Here is a 23,146-nt window from a genome sequence, read left to right on the forward strand (position 1 = left end):
GCGGCACAACCCACGGTTGCCAGGCTGTTGCTGTCTGTACAAGCTGATGGGAGCGGCCAGTGACTTTCGGTGAGCAGCCGGCGTATCTGCGTGTCGCGGGTGATCTCCGTAAGAAGATCGTGGACGGACTGCTGCCGCCCCACACACGCCTCCCCTCCCAGGCCCGCATCCGCGAGGAGTACGGCGTCTCGGACACGGTCGCCCTGGAGGCGCGCAAGGTCCTGATGGCCGAGGGGCTCGTCGAGGGCCGCTCCGGGTCCGGCACCTATGTCCGGGAGCGGCCGGTGCCGCGCCGGGTGGCCCGCTCGGGGTTCCGGCCGGAGAGCGGTGCCACCCCCTTCCGTCAGGAGCAGACGGACGCCTCCGTGCGCGGCACCTGGGAGTCGCGCAGCGAGCAGCGGGAGGCGAGCGGCGCCATCGCCGAACGGCTCGGCATCCAGCCGGGCGACCGCGTGATGCGCACGAAGTACGTCTTCCGGGAGGCGGGCGAGGCGATGATGCTCTCCACGTCCTGGGAGCCCCTCGCGCTGACCGGCCGCACCCCCGTGATGCTCCCCGAGGAGGGGCCGCTCGGCGGCATGGGGGTCGTCGAGCGCATGGCGGCCATCGACGTGGTCGTGGACAACGTCACGGAGGAGGTCGGCGCCCGTCCCGGCCTCGCGGAGGAACTGCTCGCGCTGGGCGGCGTCCCCGGCCATGTCGTGCTGGTCGTCCAGCGGACCTACTACGCCTCGGGCCGCCCGGTGGAGACGGCGGACGTGGTGGTGCCGGCGGACCGCTACCGGGTGTCGTACCACCTGCCGGTGAAGTAGCGGCGTAGCACCTGCCGGGGCGGCAGGGGGCGCGCGAGGGCTCGGGTGCGCCCTCCGGCCGACGTGTGAGTCCCCTCCGCCTGGGGTTCGGACCGCTTCCGTCCGACACTCGGCCCCTCTCTCCCCCGGCGCCGCACGCCCCCGGCCCGCGCCCCCGCCGCTCGCCCGCGGTGCGGGCGGTCATGGGTGCGGTCGTTCAAGTAGCTTGAATTCACAGGAAGTTGAGCCGAATCGCAGACGTGACCGCCCCGGCTCCCAGCGCGGTCGCAATCCGGTCGTTTCTTCGCGTCCGCCGCCTCGCGATCCGCCGGTGTTTCGGACTGTTCTGCATGCGCGCGAGGCGCGTGTGACGGCGCAAACGACGGCGTGCGCCCCCTGTGACATGGCTGGTTGCGTACCTCTTCGTGAAAAGACGTATTCGCTGCGTAAAGGTTAGGCGTAGGCTCGGGCATATGCGCAGTGCGGTTTCCTTGGTGGGTGGGGCGCGGCGGGAGCCGGGGACGGGAAGTGGAGGGGCGCGATGAGCGACGGCACGGTCACTCTTCCCTGGCTCGTCATACGGCAGGACGACAACGGCAATCGCTACAGCGTGGGCAGGTACGCCACCCGCGCCGAGGCCCAGAAGATCGTGGACAGCCTCGACGACCGCGGGCACAAGCAGCTCTACTGGGTCGAGCGCATCGGCCAGGGTGGCGCCCGGCGGGGGGAGCGGTCCGGCATGTGATCCGCCGCGCGCTCCCGTAGGCTCCGGCGCATGACGCAACCGATCGTGGTGGTCGGCGCCGCCCTGCTGCACGGCGACCGCCTGCTGGCCGCGCGCCGTAGTGCGCCCCCGGAGCTCGCAGGTCGCTGGGAGCTGCCCGGCGGCAAGGTCGAACCGGGCGAGACCCCCGAGCACGCCCTGGCGCGCGAGCTGCGGGAGGAGCTCGGGGTGACAGCGGAGCCGGTCGGGCGCGTGCCGGGGGAGTGGCCCCTGAAGGCGGGGTACGTCCTGCGCGTGTGGACCGCGCGCCTGCTCGCCGGCCGCCCCGAGCCCCTCCAGGACCACGACGAGCTGCGCTGGCTGACCCCCGATGAGATCTGGGACGTGGACTGGCTCGACCAGGACGTGGCAGCGGTCAAGGCCGTGCTGACCGTGTGGAATCGGTAGTCCCCCGACCGGAAAGGTTCACCGGCTCGCCCTCCCCCGCGGGGGAGGGTGGAGGCTGCCGAGGCGCATGGTGCGCCAGGTTCGGCGGCCCGTACGCCGTCCGTGCCACAGTACGCCCGGGCGCGCGGTAAGGCACTCCGGATACCGGGTATGTGCCAATTAGCCCCCGAAACCGGACATGATGAGTATCTGGCCCGGGAAGTGATCGGCGTGCTCGACACCGAAGGCACCAGCGCCGAGTGGACGTTCCACGCAGACCCCGGTGCGGTTCGGACCGCTCGTGCCGTTGTCCGGGGCCAGCTGCGCGCCTGGGGACTCGACGAGATCAGCGATGTCGCCGCACTGCTGGTCAGCGAGCTGGTGACCAATGCGCTGCGGCACGCCCCCGGTCCCATAGGGCTCCGTCTCGTGCGCTCCGGCGGTGCCTCCCCCAGTCTGCGCGTCGAGGTCTCCGACACCCTTCCCGACCCGCCCCGCGCACGCTCCGCCGACGCCGAGTCCGAGGACGGCCGCGGCCTCCAGCTGGTCGCCCACTCCTCGCGGCGCTGGGGGACCCGCCCGGCGGACACCGGCAAGACGGTCTGGTTCGAGCTGGCGGTTCCCGGCCGGTCATAGGCCGTGCCAGGGGGTTCGACCGGGCTTCACCTGGTTAGAAGACTGGGAGTATGGCCCGGCCGGTCCAAAAAGCATCGGGACCGTGCTGTGATCGTGAACACCGTGTTGTGCGGCACCGTAGTGCTGGATACTGCGGGCAGCCGCCCCCGGTGACCGGTGCCGGATGCGGTGAGCTGGAGGGGACGGTTCGCGTGAGCGAGATACCAGCGAAGGCCACGGAGTCCGAGGACCCGTCGGGCGGCGCGAGGGACGGGGCCGCGGTGGATTCCGCCGTGGCCGTCGAAGTGCGCGACGCGGCGAGCGGTCTTCTGTGGCAGAGCAACCCCCCCGGCTCCATCTACGACTACATCAAGGTCGCCTCCTTCTCCATCGGCCCCGACGGACACGTCGACCAGTGGAGCCTGCGGGCCGAGCAGCTCTTCGGCATCCCCCGCGAACGGGCCGTGGGGATGGACCCCATCGAGGCGTTCGTCGCCCCCGAACTGCGCGAGCGCGGCCAGCGCAAGATGGCCGAGATCCTCGACGGCCGGGAGTGGACCGGCGTCATCCCCTTCCGGGCGCCCGACGCGCGCCGGACCGAGGGGCTCGCCGAGGTCTATGTGATGCCCACCGTCACGGAGGACGGCGACCGGGCCGCCGTGTGCATCATCGTCGACGTCCGCACGCTCCGTAGCATCGAGACCGATCTCGCCGCCTCGCAGGCGATTTTCGGCCAATCTCCCTTCGGCTTCCTACTGATCGACCCGGATCTGCGGGTACGGCGCGCCAACGAACGGTTCGCCTCGACCTTCGGCGGCACCCCCGACCGCCACCGCGGCCGCAGCGTCCACGACTATCTGCAGTCCCCGGAGGCGGAGCGCGTCGCGGCCACCCTGCGCCGTGTCCTGGAGACCGGCGACTCGATCACGGACATGCATGTCACGGGATTCATCCCGGGCTCCGAGGAGCGCAAGCACTGGTCCGTGAACCTCTACCGCGTGCACAGCGGCAGCGGGCGCCCCATCGGCGTCGCCTGGCTCGGCATCGACGTCACCGCCCGCCGCGCCGCCGCCCGCGAGGCCGCCGCCGCCCGCCGCAACCTCGCCCTCCTGAACGAGGCGGGCGCCCGCATAGGCAACTCCCTCGACCTGGAGACCACCGCCCGGGAACTCCTCGACGTGGTCGTGCCCGGCTTCTGCGACCTCGCCACCGTCGACCTCTACCAGGGCCTCCTGGCCGGCGACGAGACCCCGGCGGGGCTGGCCGACGGCAGCGCCGAGATGCGCCGCGTCGCGTTCTCCAGCGCCGTCGCGGACCTGCCCTTCGCCGGCGGGACCGAGCCCGTCGCCGTCGGCGCCGTCCACCACTACGCCTTCAACTCCCCTTACGCGGACGCCCTGCGGGCCGCCCGGCCCCGGCACATCCCCGCCGAGGACGGTGGCCTGATCCAGTCCACGCTCGCCGTTCCGATGGTCGCCCACGACACCGTGGTCGGCCTCGCCAAGTTCTCCCGCACCAAGGGCAGCGAGCCGTTCGGCGAACGCGACCACGCGCTCGCCGTCGAACTGGCCGCGCGCGCCGCGGTCTGCATCGACAACGCGCGCCTGTACCGCCGCGAGCACGAACGCGCGCTGATACTGCAACGCTCCCTGCTGCCGCCCGGCGACCCGGAGGCCTCCGGCCTCGACATCGCCTGCCGCTATCTGCCCGGCAACGCGGCCACCGGCCGCCCGAGCGAGGTCGGCGGCGACTGGTTCGACGTCATCGAACTGCCCGGCCATCGCACGGCCCTGGTCGTCGGCGACGTCATGGGGCGCGGCCTGCGCGCCGCCGTCGCCATGGGCGAACTGCGCACGGCCGTCCGCACGTTGGCGCAGCTCGACCTCGAACCGGCCGAAGTCCTCGCCCAGCTCGACGAGATCGCCCGCAACCTCGGCGCCCCCGGAGGCGTCCAGCAGGCCACCCGCGCCGCCCGCCGGCCGCGCGAGGCCGACCTGTCCGAGGTGTACCTCGCGACCTGTGTCTACGCGGTCTACGACTCGGTCACGCGCCGTTGCACCTTCGCCAACGCGGGCCATCTCCCGCCGGTGGTCGTGGAACCGGGCCAGCCCGCGCTGATGCTGGACGTGCCGCCCGGAATGCCGCTCGGCGTGGGCGGCGAGCCCTTCGAGGAGGTGGAGGTCGAACTGCCCGAGGGCGCCCTCCTCGCGCTCTACACGGACGGTCTCGTCGAGTCCCGGGACCATCCGCTGGACGAGGGTCTCCAGGCGTTCGTGGGCGCGCTCACGGACCCCTCCCAGCCCCTGGAGGACGTCTGCGACCACGTCCTCAACACCCTGGACTCGCATCACGGCGAGGACGACATCGCGCTGCTGATGGCACGTGTCCAGGGACTGCCGGCCGAGTCCGTCGGTGACTGGACGCTGCCGCGGGAACCGCGCAGCGTGGGCCGGGCCCGGGAGTACGCGCGCGGCCAGCTGCTCGCCTGGGACCTGGAGCCCCTGGTGGACACCACGGAGCTGCTGGTCAGCGAGTTGGTGACGAATGCCCTGCGGTACGGCGAGGGCGAGATCAGACTACGGCTGCTGCTCGACCGGACGCTGGTGTGCGAGGTGTGGGACGCGGGCCTGGTCCAGCCCCGCCGCCGGCGCGCCCGGGACACCGACGAGGGAGGCCGCGGTCTGCAACTGGTCGGACTGCTCTCCGCGGCCTGGGGCTCGCGGCGTACACCGCGCGGCAAGACGGTCTGGTTCGAACTCCCGCTCCCGGACGGCGAGCACGGGATCGTGGACCCGGCGGAGGCCCTGCTGAGCCTGTTCTAGATCCGGTCGTCCGCCTTCTTCCGGCGCCGGAAGAGGTCCCCGCCGCCCCTGCGCGCCCGTGTGGCCGGTCCGCCGTAGCTCGCGGGCCCACCGTCGCCCGGTCCGCCCGGGCGGACCGGGGCGTCGAGCAGGATCCCGCCGAGCACGGCGCCACCCGTCCACAGGCCTTCGCCGTACGGCGTCCCGTACGTCCGTACGTCCCTCTCCGCGAGCTGCCGGGCCTGGCGGCCGAACGCGTCCGCCTCCCGCGCGTCGCTGAGGGCCGCGGCGGGGGCCGGGGCGGCGGACCCGGGAGTGCCCGCGCGCTCCGCCGCGTGCAGCCGTCGCTCCGCCTCCGCGAGCCGGGTGCGGGCCTCGCAGCCGACCGCTCCGCGATGCGTGGTCACGTAGTCCGCCGCGGCACCGACGCTGCCCCGGGCGACGAGCAGGGCACGGTCCAGCCGGTCGAGGGCCGGCGCCCCCTCCGGCCGCCGCTGTGACGCCCGGTCCAGCCCGGCGGTCACCTCCTCGATCCGCCGCAGCGCCCCGACCGGATCGAGCACTCCCCGGTCCGCCGCCTCTCGATCCTCCGCCTCGCGCTCCGCGGCCGCCTTCCGGTCGCCGGAGGCGTCCTTGCCGTCGGCGACGCCCTCCCGGCCCGGCTCCCGCCGCAGTTCGGCCACCAGCACCCTGCCCTGGGCGGTCCGGGTCCGCAGATCCGTGCGGGCGGGTTCCGAGGCGGCCTGCGCGAGGTCGGTCTCCATCGCCGTCAGGGCGCCGGGCAGCGCGTCCGCCGCCGCCGTCAGGGCCGAGACCAGCCGTGCGACGCCCGCCGCCAGCAGGTCCGCCTGGCCGACGGCGGCCTCGGCCGCGCGCAGCAGAGCCGTCGCGACCCCCGTCTCCCCGCGCTCCGCGGCCCGGCGGCCCTGGTGAAGGCAGGACGTGGCGAAGGACAGCCGGTCCTCGGCCACGTCCTGATGGCCCGCCACCGGCAGACACGCCGACAGCGCGTACCGCTCGCGCAGCCCGGTGAGCGTGTCGTCCGTCTGCGCGACCCGCGCCACCGACTCCCGTGACCGTGCCTCGGCACGCTCCAGCGCCTCCCGCGCGGTCCGCTCCAGCGCCCGCGCCCCGTCGAACCCGGGCGCCTGGGCGTCCAGCCTCCGCCCGGCCGCCCCGCACCGCGCCACGATCTCCTCCAGCAGCGCCCGCGCCCCGCCCTCCCCCTCGTCGAGCCGCTGCCGCATCCCGAAGGCCGCCGCGAGTTCGGACGCGGCGTCCTCCAGCGCCTGGGCGTACCCCCGTATCGCCTCGTCCCCGAGCTGCGCGGCGGCCCACCGCAGCTCCTCCCGGCTGGTGCGCACACAGTCGTCGGTCTCGACGAGCAACCGCCGTGCCCGCCGGTCGAGTTCGTCCAGCGATACGACGGTGGGCCCCCGTCCGCCGGGCGTCGTACGCGTCCTCGTACGCCGTCTGCGCCGCACCGACGTGTACACCGCGACCGCCACGGCGGCGACCGCGGCGATCAGCGGCAGCGCCAGATCACCGGTGGCGGCCCGGTCACGTCCGGCCCCGGCCACCGCCCCCAGCACGACCGCCACCAGCACCGCCCCGAACGCGACAGGGGCCCGTCGCACGGCTCGGAACGCGGCGGCCCGGCGCGACCGGCGCCGACGGGTGGGCGGCGTCACATTCCGGAGCGTAGGACCGATGAAGCGGCACCGCGAGTGGAGTGTGCCGGTGCGGGGGCGGATCTGGGCATGCGCGGGCGGTGGTGCCATGATCGGGGCACCACACACCGGGGGCCCGATGTTTCACCTCATATCGCAGATCGTTTTCGCGCTGATCGTCGTTCTCTACGGCGTCATCGGTGGCACCGCCCTCATCACCGGCCGGGTGCTCGTGCCGGTGTGGCAGCGCGGATATGTGCTGCGGCCCCGGCTGTGGGGCTCCGGGGCCCTGGCCTTCGTCGCGGGGATGGCGCTGTTCAGGTTCGTCGTCCCCGGCGGCGGTACGACCATCCTCGAACTCGTGGCCCCCTGCGGGTTCGTTCTGATGGTGGCCGGCGTGGTGCTGCAGATCCTCGGGCGGCACCCCGGTCGCGTACGCGTCTGACGGGCCTCCTACGGCCGCGAACAGGCGCTCACCCGGCCGCCGGACGCTTCCTGATCTTCGACCCGAGCCACACCAGCGGGTCGTACTTGCGGTCGGCCGCCCGCTCCTTCATCGGGATCAGCGCGTTGTCCGTGATCTTGATGCCCTCGGGGCACACCTCCGTGCAGCACTTGGTGATGTTGCAGTAGCCGAGGCCGTGCTCGTCCTGCGCCGTGCGCCTGCGGTCCAGACCCGTCTCCGAGGCCGCGTCCAGAGGGTGCATGTCCAGCTCGGCCACCCGCATCAGAAAGCGCGGACCCGCGAACACCTGCTTGTTCTCCTCGTGGTCGCGGACCACATGACAGGTGTCCTGGCACAGGAAGCACTCGATGCACTTGCGGAACTCCTGCGACCGGTCCACGTCCTCCTGCGTCATGCGGTACTCGCCGGGGGCGACGCCCGGGGGCGGCACGAAGGACGGGATCTCACGCGCCTTGCGGTAGTTGAAGCCCACGTCCGTCACGAGGTCGCGGATCACCGGGAAGCCGCGCATCGGGGTCACCGTGATCGTCTCGTCCCGCTCGAACACCGACATCCGCGTCATGCACATCAGCCGGGGCCGCCCGTTGATCTCCGCCGAGCACGAACCGCACTTGCCCGCCTTGCAGTTCCAGCGCACCGCGAGGTCGGGCGCCTGGGTGGCCTGGAGGCGGTGCACGATGTCCAGCACCACCTCGCCCTCGTGGACCTCGACCGTGAAGTCCTTCAGGCCGCCGCCCTCCGGATCGCCCCGCCACACCTTGAATCGGGCCTCGTAGCCGCTCATTCGTACAGCTCCTCTTCGGCCAGGTACTTGACCAGCTCCTCCTTCTCGAAGAGGGCGAGCAGGTCGGTGCGGATGGGTTCGGTGGTCTCGCGGGCCAGGGTGATCTGGCCGCGGGCCGGGTCCGTCGCCGCCAGACCGCCCGTGGGGTCGGCCAGCCGGCACAGCAGATTGACGCGGCGCCAGGCGCGGTCCATCGACGGGAAGTCCTCCCGGGTGTGCCCGCCGCGCGACTCCGTCCGCTCCAGGGCGGCCCGGGCCACGCACTCGCTGACCAGCAGCATGTTCCGCAGATCCAGGGCGAGGTGCCAGCCCGGGTTGAACTGGCGGTGTCCCTCGACACCCGCCCGGCGCGCCCGCGCCCGCAGCTCTCCCAGCTTCTGCAGCGCCTGCCGCATCTCCGCGTCCCGGCGGATGATCCCGACCAGGTCGTTCATGGTCTGCTGGAGTTCCTGGTGCAGGGTGTACGGGTTCTCCGGCGGGCGTCCGGTCTCCTCGCCGGGTGCCGGCCCCTCCGCCGAGAACGGGCGCAGGGCCTCCGCCGCGGCGGTGTCCACCTGGGCGTCGTCGACCGTGGGGCGTTCGGCGGCCTTGGTCGCGTACTGTGCCGCGTGCAGGCCCGCCCGCCGCCCGAAGACCAGCAGGTCGGAGAGCGAGTTGCCGCCCAGCCGGTTGGAGCCGTGCATCCCGCCGGCCACCTCACCGGCCGCGTACAGCCCCGGGACCCCGCGGGCCGCCGCCGTGTCCGAGTCGACCGCGATGCCGCCCATCACGTAGTGGCAGGTCGGCCCGACCTCCATCGCCTCGGCGGTGATGTCGACGTCCGCCAGCTCCTTGAACTGGTGGTACATGGACGGCAGCCGGCGCCGGATGACCTCGGCGGGCATCCGGGTGGAGACGTCGAGGAAGACACCGCCGTGCGGGGAGCCGCGGCCCGCCTTCACCTCGGCGTTGATGGCGCGCGCGACCTCGTCACGGGGGAGCAGGTCCGGTGGGCGCCGGTTGTTGTCCGGGTCCTCGTACCAGCGGTCGGCCTCGTCCTCGGTCTGCGCGTACTTCTCCTTGAAGACGTCCGGGACGTAGTCGAACATGAACCGCTTGCCGTCCGAGTTCCTGAGCACCCCGCCGTCGCCGCGCACCGACTCGGTGACGAGGATGCCCTTCACCGACGGCGGCCAGACCATGCCCGTCGGGTGGAACTGCACGAACTCCATGTTCAGCAGCGGCGCCCCGGCGAGCAGGGCCAGCGCGTGTCCGTCGCCCGTGTACTCCCAGGAGTTCGACGTCACCTTGAAGGACTTGCCGATGCCGCCCGTCGCGATCACCACGGCGGGCGCCTCCAGCACGAAGAACCGGCCGGACTCCCGCTCGTAGGCGAAGACCCCGGACACCCGGTCCCCGGACTTGAGGATCCGGGTGACCGTGCACTCCTGGAAGACCTTCAGCCGGGACTCGTAGTCCCCGGTCTCCTTCTCGTCCTCCTGCTGGAGCGCGACGATCTTCTGCTGGAGCGTGCGGATCAGCTCCAGGCCCGTACGGTCGCCGACATGCGCGAGGCGCGGGTACTCATGACCGCCGAAGTTGCGCTGGGAGATGCGGCCGTCCTTCGTACGGTCGAACAGGGCGCCCCAGGTCTCCAGTTCCCAGACCCGCTCGGGGGCCTCGCGCGCGTGCAGCTCGGCCATCCGCCACTGGTTGAGGAACTTCCCGCCGCGCAGGGTGTCGCGGAAGTGCACCTGCCAGTTGTCGTGCGGGTTGGCGTTGCCCATCGCCGCCGCGATGCCGCCCTCCGCCATCACGGTGTGCGCCTTGCCGAACAGCGACTTGCAGATCACGGCCGTACGGGCGCCGCGTTCCCGGGCCTCGATGGCGGCCCGGAGGCCGGCCCCGCCGGCCCCGACCACGACGACGTCCCACTCCTGCCGGTCGACCACGGACATCACAAGGCCCCACTCACTAGAAGAAGCGCGGATCGTCGAAGGCACCGGACGCCACCAGGTACACGTAGAAGTCGGCGAGCGCCACGCTGACCAGCGACGCCCAGGCCAGCAGCATGTGACGGGCGTTCAGCCTGCTGACGAAGCCCCACATCCGGTAGCGCACGGGGTGCCGGGAGAAGTGTTTGAGCCTGCCGCCGACGATGTGCCGGCAGGAGTGACAGGAGAGGGTGTACGCCCAGATCAGCACGATGTTCACCAGGAACACCACGGTGCCGAGCCCCATGTGTCCCCAGCGGTAGTGGCTGTCGCGGAAGGCGAGCACGGTGTCGTAGGTGAGGACGCCCGCCACCAGTAGGGCCGCGTAGAAGAAGTACCGGTGGATGTTCTGCAGGACCAGCGGGAAGCGGGTCTCGCCCGTGTACGTCCGGTGCGGTTCCGCCACCGCGCAGGCCGGCGGTGACAGCCAGAAGCCGCGGTAGTAGGCCTTGCGGTAGTAGTAGCAGGTCAGGCGAAAGCCGAGCGGGAAGATCAGGATGATGATCGCCGGGGAGATCGCCCACCAGCTGCCGAAGAGATCGGCGTTGGGGCCCGCGTGCATGGTCCGGCAGCGCTCGGCGAGACAGGGCGAGTAGAAGGGCGAGACGTACGGCGCCGCGTAGTAGTCCGCGTCGGCGAAGGCCCGCCAGGTCGAGTACACGACGAACGCCAGCAGCCCGGCGGCGGTGGCCGCGGGCGCGAGCCACCAGCGGTCGGTGCGCAGGTGCGGGACGCCGATCGCGGCGCGGGTGCCGGTGCGCACTCCGTCGCCGGGCGGCCGGGGTTCGGTGTCGGGGGGTTCCGTGCCAGTGGTCCCAGTGCTCAAGGAAAGCGCACCTCTCTCGTGGGTGGGTCGCCTCCGGGGCGCGCCGGGGGTCAGGGTGCGTGCCGGTCCCGGGCGCCGAGGCCCTCGTCGTCCGAGTCCGTCCACAGACTGCTGTCGTACGGGGCGTCGGAGATCGTCACCAGCTCGACACGCGGGGCCGCGCGGGAGGCGTCGGCCGCCTCGCGCAGCAGGGACACACTCTCGCGCAGATGGTCGGCGTCGGTGCGGACCCGGCGTATCTCGAGTCCACCGCCGCCCAGCTGCTGTTCCAGGCGTCCCACCGACCGGTACAGGTCGTCGAGGCACCGCTGGACCGACGTCAGTTCGTCGTGCACGGACATGACGCGACCTCACTTCCAGGGCACGAGTGGCCCGAGGTGGTGACGTTCATGCGCCTGCGAGTGTTGCGCGTCACACCTGCCGGTGTGAAGGGACGTGCAGTGATTGGCCGACGCACAGGGGGGCGTGCGCACCGGATTCGAGCCTCCCGCCACCCATCGTCCCAAATGCGGGGCCCCAGCGCCGGGGGGCCGGGCGATGGTTGCGCCGATCGGGTGGGATTCCCGGCCTCTTTCGCCGTGTCGCCGCATTCCGCCGAGTCCCTTCCACTTCAGTGGGCCCATACATCTGATCAACTCCAAATAGCAACAAACCAGACCATAACGCCCGCTCATTCGTGAAGTGGCTCCCGGAGGTAGACGTGATGTCCCACGACGGCGTCGGACGGAGCGCGGTGCTGCGCTCGGTCACATTCCTCACCGCGGGAGCCCTCGCGGTGACCGCGCTCGCCGCCTGCAGCTCCGACGAGAAGAAGGCGAGCACACCGGCCGCCGGGCAGGACATCGCCCCGGCCGGCCGCAACCTCGTCAGCGACGGCGGCACCCTGCGCTGGGCGGTCGACGACGTGCCCGGGACCCTGAACGCCTTCCAGGCCGACGCCGACGCCGCGACCAGCCGGATCGCGGGCGCCGTGCTGCCCTCGATGTTCCGGCTCGACGTGAACGGACGGCCGCAGGTGAACTCCGCCTATCTGGAGTCGGCCAAGGTCGTCTCGACCGAGCCCAAGCAGGCCGTCGTCTACCGCCTGAACCAGCAGGCCGTCTGGAGCGACGGCCGGGAGATCGGCGCCGACGACTTCGCCGCCCAGTGGCGCGCCCTGTCCGGCAAGGACCACAAGTACTGGACCGCCCGCAACGCCGGCTACGACCGGATCCAGAAGATCGAGCGCGGCGCGAACAACCTCGAGGTCAAGGTCACCTTCGCCAAGCCGTACGCCGACTGGAGGTCGCTGTTCTCGCCGCTGTACCCGAAGGACGTCATGGGTACTCCGGCGAGCTTCAACGACGCGGCGCGAGGCGGCCTGAAGGTCACCTCCGGCCCGTTCGGCATCCAGTCGGTCGACCGGGACCACGGCACCGTCACCCTCACCCGCAACCCGCGCTGGTGGGGCCGGCCGGCCAAGCTGTCCGAGATCGACCTCGTGGCCGTCCCGCGCGATCAGCGGGCCGCCGCGCTCGCCGACGGGAAGCTCGACATGGCGGAGGTCGACCCGGAGGAGGCCGACCGGATCACGCTCGCCGCGCGCGACAAGGGTGGCACCCCCCTGCGGGGCTCCTCGCCGAGGTCGGAGTCGAGCGGGAGCGCCTCACCGGGGTCCAAGTCGAGCAGGAGCGCCTCGCCGGGCGTGGAGTCGGACGGGAGCGCCTCGCCGGGCGCGGCGGGCCCCCACAACCAGCAGACGCTGAACGGCTTCGTGCTCCGCAGGTCCCTGGAGCCCGCCTACACCCAGCTCGCCCTGAACGGCGGCCGGGGCCCGCTCTCCGACGAGCGGGTGCGCCGGGCCGTGGCCCGCTCCCTGGACCGCGCCCAGCTGGCCGGACTCGTGCTCAAGCCGCTCGGGCTGCCCGCGGTCCCGGTCGGCAGCCATCTCGCGCTCGCGGGGCAGGACGCGTACGCCGACGGCAGCGGCGCCATCGGCAACCAGGACACCAAGGAGGCGCAGAAGCTGCTGGCCGAGGCGGGCTGGGTGAACGGCTCGGCCAAGGCGAAGGCGGCCGGCTCCGAGGGCGACAAGAACTCGGGGGACGGGGGCAGGACGCGGGGCGCGGGGGGCACGGACCGGCGCGGCGACTCGGGTGGGGACGACAAGCCCCGTCACCTCGTCCGGGAGCCCGCCCAGCAGGGTGGACCCCCGCCGGGGGCCTACGCGCCCAAGGGCACCGCCGCTCCGGGCGGCGCCGCGGCCGGGTTGCTCGCCAAGAACGGCAAGCCGCTGCAGCTGAAGTTCGTGCTGCCGTCGGGGCCCGGCTCGCGGTCCCTGCAGACCGTGGGGGACCGTATTGCCCGCATGCTGGACAAGATCGGGATCCGTACGGAGATCACCAAGGTCCCCGACGACGCCTTCTTCAAGGACCACGTCGCGTCCGGCGACTACGACCTGGCGCTGTACTCCTGGCCGGCGACCGCATTCCCGGCGACCGACGCCCGGCCGATCTACGCCAAGCCGGTGCCGGCGGCGGACGGCTCGCTGACCGTGGAGCAGAACTACACCCGGGTCGGCACCGACCAGGTGGACCAGCTCTTCGACCAGGCCATCGCCACGCTGGACGAGGGCGAGGAGCGGGACCTGGTGCGCAAGGCCGACTCCCACATCTGGGCCGCCGCCGGCTCGATCCCCCTCTACCAGCGCCCCGAGCTCACGGTGACCCGTGCCGACCTGGCCAACGCGGGCGCCTTCGGCTTCCAGACCCCGGTCTACGAGGACATGGGCTTCCTGAAGAAGGGCGGGAAGCCGTCCGGCAGCCCGTCCCCGTCGCACTAGGGCTCCGACAGGTACCAAGGCCGAGGCCCGGCCGCCCGGGGCGGCCGGGCCTCGGTGGGATCCGGCGGGGTGCTTCCGCGATCAGCTGTGCTTGGCGCGGCTCGCGGAGCGGGCCCGCTCACGCTGGTCGAGGACGACCTTGCGGATGCGGACGGCCTCCGGCGTCACCTCGACGCACTCGTCGTCGCGGCAGAACTCCAGGGACTGCTCCAGCGACAGCTTGCGCGGCGGCACGATCGACTCGGCGATGTCCGACGTGGCCGACCGGATGTTGGTGAGCTTCTTCTCCTTGGTGATGTTGACGTCCATGTCGTCGGCGCGGGAGTTCTCGCCGACGATCATGCCCTCGTACACCTCGGTGCCCGGCTCGATGAAGAGCGTGCCGCGCTCCTGGAGGTTCGTCATCGCGAACGCGGTGACGCTGCCGGAGCGGTCGGCGACCAGGGAGCCGTTGTTACGGGTCTGCAGCGGGCCGAACCAGGGCTCGTGGCCCTCGTGGATGGAGTGGGCGATACCCGTGCCGCGGGTGCCGGTCAGGAACTCCGTACGGAAGCCGATCAGACCGCGCGACGGCACGACGAACTCCATGCGGACCCAGCCCGAGCCGTGGTTGGACATGTTGTCCATCCGGCCCTTGCGGACACCCATGAGCTGGGTGACGGCGCCCATGTGCTCCTCGGGCACGTCGATCGTCATGCGCTCGACCGGCTCGTGGACCTTGCCGTCGACGTCCTTGGTGACGACCTGCGGCTTGCCGACCGTCAGCTCGTAGCCCTCGCGGCGCATGGTCTCCACCAGGATGGCCAGCGCCAGCTCACCGCGGCCCTGCACCTCCCAGGCGTCGGGCCGGTCGGTGTCGAGGACGCGCAGCGAGACGTTACCGATCAGCTCGCGGTCGAGGCGGTCCTTGACCTGGCGGGCGGTGACCTTGCGGTCCTTGACGGTGGCCTTGGCGTTGGCGCCCTTGCCGGTGCCGCCTCGGCCGACCAGCGGCGAGGTGTTGGTACCGATCACCATGGAGATCGCGGGCTCGTCCACCGTGATCAGCGGCAGGGCGACCGGGTTCTCCGTGTCGGCCAGGGTCTCGCCGATCATGATCTCGGGGATACCGGCGACGGCGCAGATGTCACCCGGGCCGGCCTTCTCGGCGGGCTTGCGGGTGAGGGCCTCGGTCATCATCAGCTCGCTGATGCGGACGTTGCTGGTCGTGCCGTCGCGCTTGATCCAGGCGACGGTCTGGCCCTTGCGCAGCTCGCCCTGCTCGACGCGGAGCAGCGCGATACGGCCGAGGAAGTTGTCGGCGTCCAGGTTGGTCACGTGCGCCTGGAGCGGGGCGTCCTCGTCGTAGGTCGGGGCCGGGATGTGGTCCAGGATGGTGGAGAAGAACGGCTCCAGGCTGTCGCTGTCGGCCGGGACCGTGCCGTTCTCCGGCTTGGTGAGGGAGGCGATGCCGTCACGGCCGCACGCGTAGACGATCGGGAACTCGATCTGGTCCTCGTCGGCGTCGACGTCGAGGAAGAGGTCGTACGTCTCGTTCACGACCTCGTCGATACGGGCGTCGGGGCGGTCCGTCTTGTTGATGCACAGGATGACGGGCAGCTTGGCCTGGAGCGCCTTGCGCAGCACGAAGCGGGTCTGGGGCAGCGGGCCCTCGGAGGCGTCGACGAGCAGCACGACACCGTCGACCATCGACAGACCGCGCTCGACCTCGCCGCCGAAGTCGGCGTGGCCGGGGGTGTCGATGATGTTGATCGTGATGGGCTCCCCGCCGTCCTTGGGGTGATACTTCACCGCCGTGTTCTTGGCGAGGATCGTGATGCCCTTCTCACGCTCCAGGTCGTTCGAGTCCATGACCCGGTCGTCGACCTGGTCGAGCTGGTGGGCGGCGAAGGCACCGGCCTGCTTCAGCATGCCGTCGACGATGGTCGTCTTCCCGTGGTCGACGTGGGCGACGATGGCGACGTTGCGGATGTCGTGGCGCGTGGCCATATTGCGCAGTACTCCCGAGTGGTGAGGACGGCCTGCGCGTACGTCTGTGTTACGCGGGCCCTGCCGGGCTGAACATGCCACGGCCTCACCCCATGGTACGGGGCCCTGAGCGAAGACGGATGCTGAGGGATATGTGGAGGACGGTCTCCGGACGGCCATGGCAGCGCAACCACCGGTCCGGCCACGCCGGGTGCTGTCCCGGATTCGGTCGGCCACGACATCGAACAAATGTTCATCGGCCCGCGCGATGGTGCGGATGCCCGACGGGTGCATGAGCGCCTAGCCGGTCTCGGTGGTGCGGTCAGGCGAGACGGCCGTTCCGTGCGAGGTGTCCACCCTGCAGTTGGAGTAGATGCGCTTCTTCGTCACCAGGAAATGGCGCTTCTTCACGCCGATCTTGTAGTGCACGGTGGAGTGCGGGCCCACCGATGGTGGTGCTGCGTCCCTTCGTGAAGGTCACGGACTTGCTGACGGTGAACTGCGTCGACCTGGGGGTTGCACTGCTCGCCGGCGGAAGCGGGGGCCGCCACGGTCAGGGCGCTGCCCGAGAAAGCCGGCGCGTGACGAGCGTCAGCCCTGCTCCGGCGAATCTTCTGCACGGTGAGATGTCCCTCCGTTTCGTGGTGATGCGCGCGCCTCAAGAGGCACCGGTGGTCGAGAGGGGCCATCCGCCGTCCGCTGTCCCGGACGCATGGTTCGTGTGCCCCGAAAATGTCCTGGTCCCGGATCGGTCTGCCCCGCGCTTCGCGGGCGCTCACCACGGCCTGTGCCCGGCTGGTGTGTGCCGCGCCGTCAGAGGTCGGATCCAGATGCCGGCTGGCGAGAAATAGGTGTGTGCCACGCGACAGTCCCGGCACGGCGCGTCAGGGATATAGGGAAAACCCTGCATCCGCGACCGGTCGGGGCGAAAACCGATAGTTCCGCACTAGTGTGCTTCCGCCTACGCCGTACGTTCCCTGCCTGGCCAGGGCCGTCGGAAGGGCGACAGTCCGGCTGCTCGAACGCCGCGCGCTGAGGCCGACGGCGCGCCGAGCGCCGCGGGTCGGTGCATTAGCACATCCGCTGCACAGAGCCGGCCATCCCCTCAAGGGGTTTTCTCCGGCCAGGTGTCCGGAATGCGGACACTTCAAACCGATAGATGTGTAACAAGTCCGTTTCGCAGTGATCTTTCAGCAAACCCTTTGTCCGGATTTTGGAAGATGTACGCGGTAGGTGTGATCGAACCGAGACCTTATGGGTGTGGTTCGACCTCTGCCTTTGGCAGATAGTTAGGCGCGTAGAGCTCGGACGAACGGGTCACGCGCTGCAGGCGGCGCCGACTCACGAGCGGCGGGAAGCACCTGACTGTTTCAGGCACCGGTGACGGTGATGTGTCTTGTGCTCCCCTGTGCGGTGAACCATTGGACTCATGAGGAGGAGCCCCATGCGTGGTGCCAAGAGCGCCAAGTGGGTTGCGATAGCTGCGGTTGTGGCGCTGGGCGCGACGGCCTGTGGCGGTGGCGGGGACAACGGCAGCTCGGGCAGTGGCAAGGGCAACGGCGTCGTATCGGTGGAGATCGGTGAGCCGCAGAACGGCCTGGTTCCCACCAACACGTACGAGACCGAGGGCGGCCAGGTCATCAACGCCCTCTTCACGGGTCTGACCGAGCTTGACGCCAACAACAAGGTCGTCAACGCCATGGCGCAGTCGATCGAGACCAAGGACAACAAGGTCTGGACGATCAAGCTGAAGTCGGGCTACACGTTCCACAACGGCGAGAAGGTGACGGCCCAGTCCTTCGTCGACGCCTGGAACTACGGCGCCAACCAGACGAACGCCCAGCAGACCAACCCGCTGTTCAGCCACATCCAGGGCTACAGCGACCTGAACCCGGGCGAGGGCAAGAAGCCCTCGACCGACAAGATGTCGGGTCTGAAGGCCGTCAGCGACGACACCCTCCAGGTCACCCTGACCGCCCCGTTCGCGGCGTTCCCGGCGCAGCTGTCCTTCACGGCGTTCGTTCCGCTGCCCCAGGTGTTCTTCAAGGACCCGAAGGGCTTCGGCGACGCCCCGATCGGCAACGGCCCCTTCAAGATGCAGGGCAAGTTCCAGCACAACGAGGCCATCAACACCACGAAGTACGACAAGTACCCCGGGGCGGCGAACATCCAGCCCAAGGGCGTCGACTTCAAGATCTACTCGAACCTGGACACGGCCTACAAGGACCTCGTCGCGGGCAACCTCGACATCCAGCTCGTCGTCCCGAACTCGGGCCTGCCGACGTACAAGAAGGACCTGCCGGGCCGCACGATCGACCAGCCCGACTCCGCGGTCGGTTACATCGGCTTCCCGATCAAGTACAACAAGGCCTTCCAGAACGCGGACCTCCGCAAGGCCATCTCCATGGCGATCGACCGGAAGACGATCGCCGACAAGGTCTTCCTCGGCGCCCGTACGCCGGCGGACGACTACGTCAGCCCCATCATCGACGGCTACCGCAAGGGCGCCTGCGGCGACGCCTGCACCCTGAACGTGGCCAAGGCCAAGGAGCTCTACAAGAAGAGCGGCGGGCTGCCCGGCAACAAGCTGGAGATCGGCTACAACGCGGACGGCGGCCACAAGGAGTGGGTCGAGGCAGTCGCCAACCAGCTCCAGCAGAACCTGGGCCTGCAGGTGACGGCCAAGCCGTTCGAGCAGTTCCAGACCATCCTCAACGACCTGGACGCCAAGAAGTACCAGGGCGCCTTCCGTATGGCCTGGAGCATGGACTACCCGGACATGGAGGACTACCTCCGCCCGGTGTTCTCCAAGGACGCCATCGCCAACGGCTCGAACTACTCCGGTTACGTCAACGACCAGTTCGAGAAGCTGCTCGTCCAGGGCGACAAGGCTCCGACGCACGAGGAAGCCGTCAAGACCTACCAGCAGGCCGACGACGTCCTCCTCAAGGACCTGCCGTACATCCCGGTGTACTTCTACACCCTGAACTCGGGCTACAGCGACAAGGTCAAGTCGATGAAGGTCGCCGGTAACCACCTGATTCTGTGGGACTCGGTCAAGCTCAGCTGAGCACGCCCTGAGTAGTTCCGACATACAGCGGAACCGGGTGAGCAGGGGGAGGAAGGACAAGCCTTCCCCTGCTCACCCCTTCTGCCGTCTCCCGTCCGACCGCGCCGCCGTCCCGGCCGCGGGCGGGTCCAGCACCCCCCTCTGGAGTACCCATGGGCCGATACGTCGTGCGCCGCCTGCTGCAGGTGATCCCTGTGGTCATCGGCGTCACGTTCATCATCTTCTGCCTGGTCTTCGCACTGCCCGGCGACCCGATCCAGGCACTGGCCGGCGACAAGCGCGCCGACCCGAACATCGCAGCGATCCTCCGCGATCACTATCACCTCAACGAACCGCTCTACCAGCAGTACTGGCACTACATCAGCGGCGTCTTCACCGGTGACCTCGGTGAGACCTACAACGGTCGCTCCATCTCGGACATCGTCGCTCAGAGGTTCCCCGTCACGCTGAAGCTCGGTCTGACCTCCTTCGCCATCGAGGCCATCATCGGCATCCTGGCGGGCATCATGTCCGCGCTGAAGAAGGGCAAGTTCATCGACAACGTGGTGCTGGTCGCCACGCTCGTGCTGATCTCGATCCCGGTCTTCGTTCTCGGTAGCGTCCTCCAGCTGGAGGCCGGCGTGAACCTCAAGATCACGCCCGTCGCCGGCATCGAGAAGGGCTGGCCGCAGAGCTACATCCTCCCGGCCATCGTGCTCGCCTCGACCTCGATGGCGTACATCGCACGACTGGTGCGGACGAGCCTGACGGAGTCGATCCGGGCCGACTACGTTCGCACCGCGGTCGCCAAGGGCCTGCCGCGGCGCCGGGTCATCGGCCTGCACGCGATGCGCAACTCCCTGATCCCGGTCGTCACCTTCCTGGGCTTCGACCTCGGCGCCCTGATGGGTGGCGCCATCATCACCGAGCGCGTGTTCAACATGCCCGGCATCGGTGGTCAGCTGGCTCAGTCCGTATATCTGCGCGAGCGGCCCGTCGTCGTCGGTCTGGTGACCCTGCTGGTGCTGATCTACCTGGCCGCCAACCTCCTCGTAGACCTGATGTACGCCGTGCTCGACCCGAGGATCCGCTATGAGTGAGAAGACGATAGAGAGGCCCACCACCGACGAGGCCGCCCTCGCCAAGGAGATCGAGGCCGAGGAGAAGGCGGCGGCGCGGCAGGCGAGCCTGCTCAAGGACGGCTGGGCGGACCTGCGCAAGCGGCCCATGTTCATCGTGACCGGCTTCGTCATCCTGGTTCTGCTCGCGCTGGCGATCGCACCCAGCCTGTTCACGGCACGCTCGCCGTTCTCGGACGGCTTCTGCCAGCTGCAGAACTCCATGAACGGGCCGTCCTCCGGGCACCTGTTCGGCTTCGACGTGCAGGGCTGCGACATCTACACGCGGACCGTGTACGGCACCCGCAACTCGATCGTCGTCGGTGTGCTGACCACCATCGTCACCACCCTGATCGGCGGCCTGCTCGGCATGCTGGCCGGTCTGGTCGGCGGCTGGGTGGACGCGCTGCTGTCCCGCATCACCGAGGTGTTCTCGGCCCTGCCGCTCATCGTCGGTGGTCTGCTGATCATGTCGATCTGGGGCGGCGGCGATGTGTGGTCGGTCGCGTTCATCATGGCGATCCTCGGCTGGCCGCAGGTCTTCCGCATCATGCGCGGCGAGGTCATCGCGAACAAGTACAACGACTACGTGATGGCCGCCCGCGCGCTCGGCGCGGGTTCGGGGCGGATCGCGTTCCGGCACATCCTGCCGAACACGCTCGCTCCCGTCATCGTCATCACCACGATGAACCTCGGCGTCTACATCGCCGCCGAGGCCGCCCTGTCCTACCTCGGCATCGGCATCCAGTACCCCAACATCTCCTGGGGTCTGATGATCAGTGACGCCCAGGACCGGTTCCTGACCTCGCCGCACGCGCTGCTCTTCCCGGCCGGCGCCCTGAGCCTCACCGTGCTGGCGTTCATCATGCTCGGCGACGTCGTCCGCGACGCCTTCGACCCGAAGACGCGCTAAAGGGAGGCGTACGTGACCACCATCGACCAGACGGACGCCGTTCCGGCTCCGCGACCCGGCGACGCCGAGAAGACCGGCCCGCTGCTCGAAGTGCGAAACCTGCACGTCGAGTTCCAGACCCGCGAGGGCCTGGTGAAGGCCGTCAACGGCGTCAACTACTCCGTGGACTCCGGGGAGACGCTCGCCGTGCTCGGCGAGTCCGGCTCCGGCAAGTCCGTGACCGCTCAGGCGATCATGGGCATCCTCGACATGCCGCCGGCGCGCATCCCCCAGGGGGAGATCCGCTTCTACGGCCAGGACATGCTGAAGATGTCCGGCGAGGAGCGGCGCAAGCTGCGCGGCGCGCGGATCGCGATGATCTTCCAGGACGCGCTGTCCTCGCTCAACCCGGTGCTCAGCGTGGGCTACCAGCTCGGTGAGATGTTCCGTGTCCACCAGGGCCTGTCCCGCAAGGCGGCCAAGGCCAAGGCGATCGAGCTGATGGACCGGGTGAAGATCCCGGCCGCTGCCACCCGCGTGAACGACTACCCGCACCAGTTCTCCGGGGGTATGCGCCAGCGCATTATGATCGCCATGGCGCTCGCCCTGGAGCCGGACCTGATCATCGCCGACGAGCCCACCACGGCTCTCGACGTGACGGTGCAGGCCCAGGTGATGGACCTGCTCGCGGAACTCCAGCGCGAGTACCGGATGGGTCTGATCCTCATCACCCACGACCTCGGTGTCGTGGCGGACGTCGCCGACAAGATCGCGGTGATGTACGCGGGCCGTATCGTGGAGACGGCGCCGGTGCACGAGCTGTACAAGCGCCCGGCCCACCCCTACACCCGCGGTCTGCTCGACTCGATCCCGCGCCTGGACCAGAAGGGCCAGGACCTCTACGCGATCAAGGGTCTGCCGCCCAACCTGCTGAAGGTGCCGACTGGCTGCGCCTTCAACCCGCGCTGCGAGAAGGCGCAGGACATCTGCCGTACCGAGCGCCCCCCGCTGGTCCAGGTGACCGAGCGGGACGGCTCCGAACTGCCGGGCCGCGCGAGCGCGTGCCACTTCTGGAAGGAGACGATCCATGGCTGAGCCGACGGACGCGACGCCGAACGTCTCCGACGTTGAGGTCGCCGACGTGCACTCCGAGGAGGAGGCGGTCGCCGCCCTGGGCGCACAGGTCGAGCGGGGCGAGCCGATCCTCCAGGTCCGCAACCTCGTCAAGCACTTCCCGCTGACGCAGGGCATTGTCATCAAGCGGCAGATCGGTGCGGTGAAGGCCGTCGACGGCGTCTCCTTCGACCTGTACCAGGGCGAGACCCTGGGCATCGTGGGTGAGTCCGGCTGCGGCAAGTCGACGGTGGCCAAGCTCCTGATGAACCTGGAGCGGGCCACGGCCGGCGAGATCTTCTACAAGGGCCAGGACATCACCAAGCTGTCCGGACGCGCCCTGAAGACGGTCCGCCGCAACATCCAGATGATCTTCCAGGACCCGTACACGTCGCTCAACCCCCGTATGACGGTGGGCGACATCATCGGTGAGCCCTTCGACATCCACCCCGAGGTGGCCCCGAAGGGCGACCGGCGCCGCAGGGTCCAGGAGCTGCTGGACGTCGTCGGCCTCAACCCGGAGTACATCAACCGCTACCCGCACCAGTTCTCGGGCGGTCAGCGCCAGCGCATCGGCATCGCCCGAGGCCTCGCGCTCAACCCCGAGGTCATCATCTGCGACGAGCCGGTCTCCGCGCTCGACGTGTCGGTCCAGGCGCAGGTCATCAACCTGATGGAGCGGCTGCAGAACGAGTTCAACCTGTCGTACATCTTCATCGCCCACGACCTGTCGATCGTCCGCCACATCTCCGACCGGGTGGGCGTGATGTACCTCGGCAAGCTGGCCGAGGTCGGCTCGGACGAGCAGATCTACGAGCACCCGACGCACCCCTACACCCAGGCGCTGCTGTCGGCGGTCCCGGTGCCGGACCCGGATGCCCGCGAGCACCGCGAGCGGATCATCCTCACCGGCGACGTGCCGTCCCCGGCCAACCCGCCCTCGGGCTGCCGTTTCCGCACCCGTTGCTGGAAGGCCCAGGACAAGTGCGCCGTGGAGGTCCCGCTCCTCGCGATTCCCGAGCGCTTCAAGGACTCGGACTCGCCGGCGGCCCACGAGTCGGCCTGCCACTTCGCCGAGGAGAAGGACGTGGTTCACGCGGCCTGACGGC

Annotated in this window: 18 protein-coding genes; 12 read left to right on the plus strand and 6 right to left on the minus strand. The window is 70.1% G+C overall.

What is annotated here, in order from left to right; genetic code table 11:
• Nucleotides 1–59: 59 nt before the first annotated feature.
• From ACFYX0_RS28720 to ACFYX0_RS28740, 5 genes are all read left to right on the plus strand, one after another.
• Nucleotides 60–812, plus strand: a complete 753-nt coding sequence (locus ACFYX0_RS28720) for a GntR family transcriptional regulator (protein ID WP_355909712.1) — start codon at nucleotides 60–62, stop codon at nucleotides 810–812.
• A gap of 520 nt (nucleotides 813–1,332) precedes the next feature.
• Entirely contained in the window at nucleotides 1,333–1,536 is a 204-nt protein-coding gene (locus ACFYX0_RS28725; RefSeq protein ID WP_355909715.1) for an SPOR domain-containing protein, read from the plus strand.
• Nucleotides 1,537–1,566: 30 nt separating this feature from the next.
• On the plus strand, nucleotides 1,567–1,962 hold the full coding sequence (locus ACFYX0_RS28730) for a (deoxy)nucleoside triphosphate pyrophosphohydrolase (RefSeq protein ID WP_355909718.1): 396 nt from the start codon (nucleotides 1,567–1,569) through the stop codon (nucleotides 1,960–1,962).
• 201 nt (nucleotides 1,963–2,163) lie between these two features.
• Nucleotides 2,164–2,577 (plus strand): ATP-binding protein, encoded by a 414-nt coding sequence (locus ACFYX0_RS28735; protein ID WP_311700768.1) that lies wholly within the window; start codon nucleotides 2,164–2,166, stop codon nucleotides 2,575–2,577.
• 191 nt (nucleotides 2,578–2,768) lie between these two features.
• Nucleotides 2,769–5,378, plus strand: coding sequence for a SpoIIE family protein phosphatase (locus ACFYX0_RS28740; protein WP_355909724.1), 2,610 nt, complete (start codon nucleotides 2,769–2,771; stop codon nucleotides 5,376–5,378).
• Here the strand turns inward: ACFYX0_RS28740 and ACFYX0_RS28745 are convergent.
• The gene (locus ACFYX0_RS28745; protein WP_388974309.1) at nucleotides 5,375–7,048 is read right to left on the minus strand and encodes a TPM domain-containing protein; all 1,674 of its coding nucleotides are present in this window, start codon (nucleotides 7,046–7,048) and stop codon (nucleotides 5,375–5,377) included. The genes ACFYX0_RS28740 and ACFYX0_RS28745 overlap by 4 nt on opposite strands.
• Nucleotides 7,049–7,166: 118 nt before the next feature.
• Here ACFYX0_RS28745 and ACFYX0_RS28750 point away from each other — a divergent pair, with 118 nt between their 5' ends.
• Nucleotides 7,167–7,472: a hypothetical protein gene (locus tag ACFYX0_RS28750; protein ID WP_388974311.1), complete on the plus strand. Its 306-nt coding sequence runs from the start codon at nucleotides 7,167–7,169 to the stop codon at nucleotides 7,470–7,472.
• A 28-nt stretch (nucleotides 7,473–7,500) separates the two neighbouring features.
• Here ACFYX0_RS28750 and ACFYX0_RS28755 read toward each other — a convergent pair whose 3' ends face one another.
• Genes ACFYX0_RS28755 through ACFYX0_RS28770 form a run of 4 tightly spaced genes read right to left on the minus strand, consistent with a single transcriptional unit; the run spans nucleotide 7,501 to nucleotide 11,417 of the window.
• Nucleotides 7,501–8,277: a succinate dehydrogenase/fumarate reductase iron-sulfur subunit gene (locus ACFYX0_RS28755; protein WP_355909733.1), complete on the minus strand. Its 777-nt coding sequence runs from the start codon at nucleotides 8,275–8,277 to the stop codon at nucleotides 7,501–7,503.
• Nucleotides 8,274–10,214 (minus strand): fumarate reductase/succinate dehydrogenase flavoprotein subunit, encoded by a 1,941-nt coding sequence (locus tag ACFYX0_RS28760; RefSeq protein WP_388974313.1) that lies wholly within the window; start codon nucleotides 10,212–10,214, stop codon nucleotides 8,274–8,276. The genes ACFYX0_RS28755 and ACFYX0_RS28760 overlap by 4 nt, the downstream gene beginning before the upstream one ends.
• Nucleotides 10,215–10,230: 16 nt before the next feature.
• Nucleotides 10,231–11,076: a hypothetical protein gene (locus ACFYX0_RS28765; protein ID WP_355909739.1), complete on the minus strand. Its 846-nt coding sequence runs from the start codon at nucleotides 11,074–11,076 to the stop codon at nucleotides 10,231–10,233.
• 50 nt (nucleotides 11,077–11,126) lie between these two features.
• Nucleotides 11,127–11,417: a hypothetical protein gene (locus tag ACFYX0_RS28770; protein WP_311693162.1), complete on the minus strand. Its 291-nt coding sequence runs from the start codon at nucleotides 11,415–11,417 to the stop codon at nucleotides 11,127–11,129.
• A gap of 362 nt (nucleotides 11,418–11,779) precedes the next feature.
• Here ACFYX0_RS28770 and ACFYX0_RS28775 point away from each other — a divergent pair, with 362 nt between their 5' ends.
• A complete protein-coding gene (locus ACFYX0_RS28775) occupies nucleotides 11,780–13,897 on the plus strand; it encodes an ABC transporter family substrate-binding protein (protein WP_388974315.1) in 2,118 nt (705 codons plus the stop codon).
• Nucleotides 13,898–13,978: 81 nt separating this feature from the next.
• Here ACFYX0_RS28775 and typA read toward each other — a convergent pair whose 3' ends face one another.
• Entirely contained in the window at nucleotides 13,979–15,886 is a 1,908-nt protein-coding gene (typA, locus tag ACFYX0_RS28780) for a translational GTPase TypA (RefSeq protein ID WP_388974317.1), read from the minus strand.
• A gap of 1,423 nt (nucleotides 15,887–17,309) precedes the next feature.
• Here typA and ACFYX0_RS28785 point away from each other — a divergent pair.
• From ACFYX0_RS28785 to ACFYX0_RS28805, 5 genes are all read left to right on the plus strand, one after another.
• Complete coding sequence (locus ACFYX0_RS28785) at nucleotides 17,310–18,935, plus strand: ABC transporter substrate-binding protein (RefSeq protein WP_388974319.1); 1,626 nt, start codon at nucleotides 17,310–17,312, stop codon at nucleotides 18,933–18,935.
• A 152-nt stretch (nucleotides 18,936–19,087) separates the two neighbouring features.
• Nucleotides 19,088–20,014 carry an ABC transporter permease gene (locus tag ACFYX0_RS28790; RefSeq protein WP_355909752.1) on the plus strand — a complete coding sequence of 309 codons (927 nt, stop codon included), beginning with the start codon at nucleotides 19,088–19,090 and terminating at the stop codon, nucleotides 20,012–20,014.
• Entirely contained in the window at nucleotides 20,007–20,945 is a 939-nt protein-coding gene (locus ACFYX0_RS28795) for an ABC transporter permease (RefSeq protein ID WP_355909755.1), read from the plus strand. Before ACFYX0_RS28790 ends, ACFYX0_RS28795 begins: the two co-directional genes overlap by 8 nt.
• 12 nt (nucleotides 20,946–20,957) lie before the next feature.
• Entirely contained in the window at nucleotides 20,958–22,019 is a 1,062-nt protein-coding gene (locus ACFYX0_RS28800; protein WP_388974321.1) for an ABC transporter ATP-binding protein, read from the plus strand.
• Nucleotides 22,012–23,142 carry an ABC transporter ATP-binding protein gene (locus tag ACFYX0_RS28805; RefSeq protein WP_388974323.1) on the plus strand — a complete coding sequence of 377 codons (1,131 nt, stop codon included), beginning with the start codon at nucleotides 22,012–22,014 and terminating at the stop codon, nucleotides 23,140–23,142. The genes ACFYX0_RS28800 and ACFYX0_RS28805 overlap by 8 nt, the downstream gene beginning before the upstream one ends.
• The last annotated feature ends 4 nt before the right edge of the window (nucleotides 23,143–23,146 follow it).

It is taken from the genome of Streptomyces sp. NPDC002573, from assembly GCF_042889625.1.
In the GTDB taxonomy this organism is placed as follows: domain Bacteria; phylum Actinomycetota; class Actinomycetes; order Streptomycetales; family Streptomycetaceae; genus Streptomyces; species Streptomyces gibsoniae.

Bases quoted from the DNA above. Each gene is read 5' to 3' on its own strand.
- ACFYX0_RS28725 (WP_355909715.1), top strand. From the start codon at position 1,333: ATGAGCGACGGCACGGTCACTCTTCCCTGGCTCGTCATACGGCAGGAC.
- ACFYX0_RS28730 (WP_355909718.1), top strand. From the start codon at position 1,567: ATGACGCAACCGATCGTGGTGGTCGGCGCCGCCCTGCTGCACGGCGAC.
- ACFYX0_RS28750 (WP_388974311.1), top strand. From the start codon at position 7,167: ATGTTTCACCTCATATCGCAGATCGTTTTCGCGCTGATCGTCGTTCTC.
- ACFYX0_RS28755 (WP_355909733.1), bottom strand. From the start codon at position 8,277: ATGAGCGGCTACGAGGCCCGATTCAAGGTGTGGCGGGGCGATCCGGAG.
- ACFYX0_RS28760 (WP_388974313.1), bottom strand. From the start codon at position 10,214: ATGTCCGTGGTCGACCGGCAGGAGTGGGACGTCGTCGTGGTCGGGGCC.
- ACFYX0_RS28770 (WP_311693162.1), bottom strand. From the start codon at position 11,417: ATGTCCGTGCACGACGAACTGACGTCGGTCCAGCGGTGCCTCGACGAC.
- ACFYX0_RS28775 (WP_388974315.1), top strand. From the start codon at position 11,780: ATGTCCCACGACGGCGTCGGACGGAGCGCGGTGCTGCGCTCGGTCACA.
- typA (WP_388974317.1), bottom strand. From the start codon at position 15,886: ATGGCCACGCGCCACGACATCCGCAACGTCGCCATCGTCGCCCACGTC.
- ACFYX0_RS28785 (WP_388974319.1), top strand. From the start codon at position 17,310: ATGCGTGGTGCCAAGAGCGCCAAGTGGGTTGCGATAGCTGCGGTTGTG.
- ACFYX0_RS28790 (WP_355909752.1), top strand. From the start codon at position 19,088: ATGGGCCGATACGTCGTGCGCCGCCTGCTGCAGGTGATCCCTGTGGTC.
- ACFYX0_RS28795 (WP_355909755.1), top strand. From the start codon at position 20,007: ATGAGTGAGAAGACGATAGAGAGGCCCACCACCGACGAGGCCGCCCTC.
- ACFYX0_RS28805 (WP_388974323.1), top strand. From the start codon at position 22,012: ATGGCTGAGCCGACGGACGCGACGCCGAACGTCTCCGACGTTGAGGTC.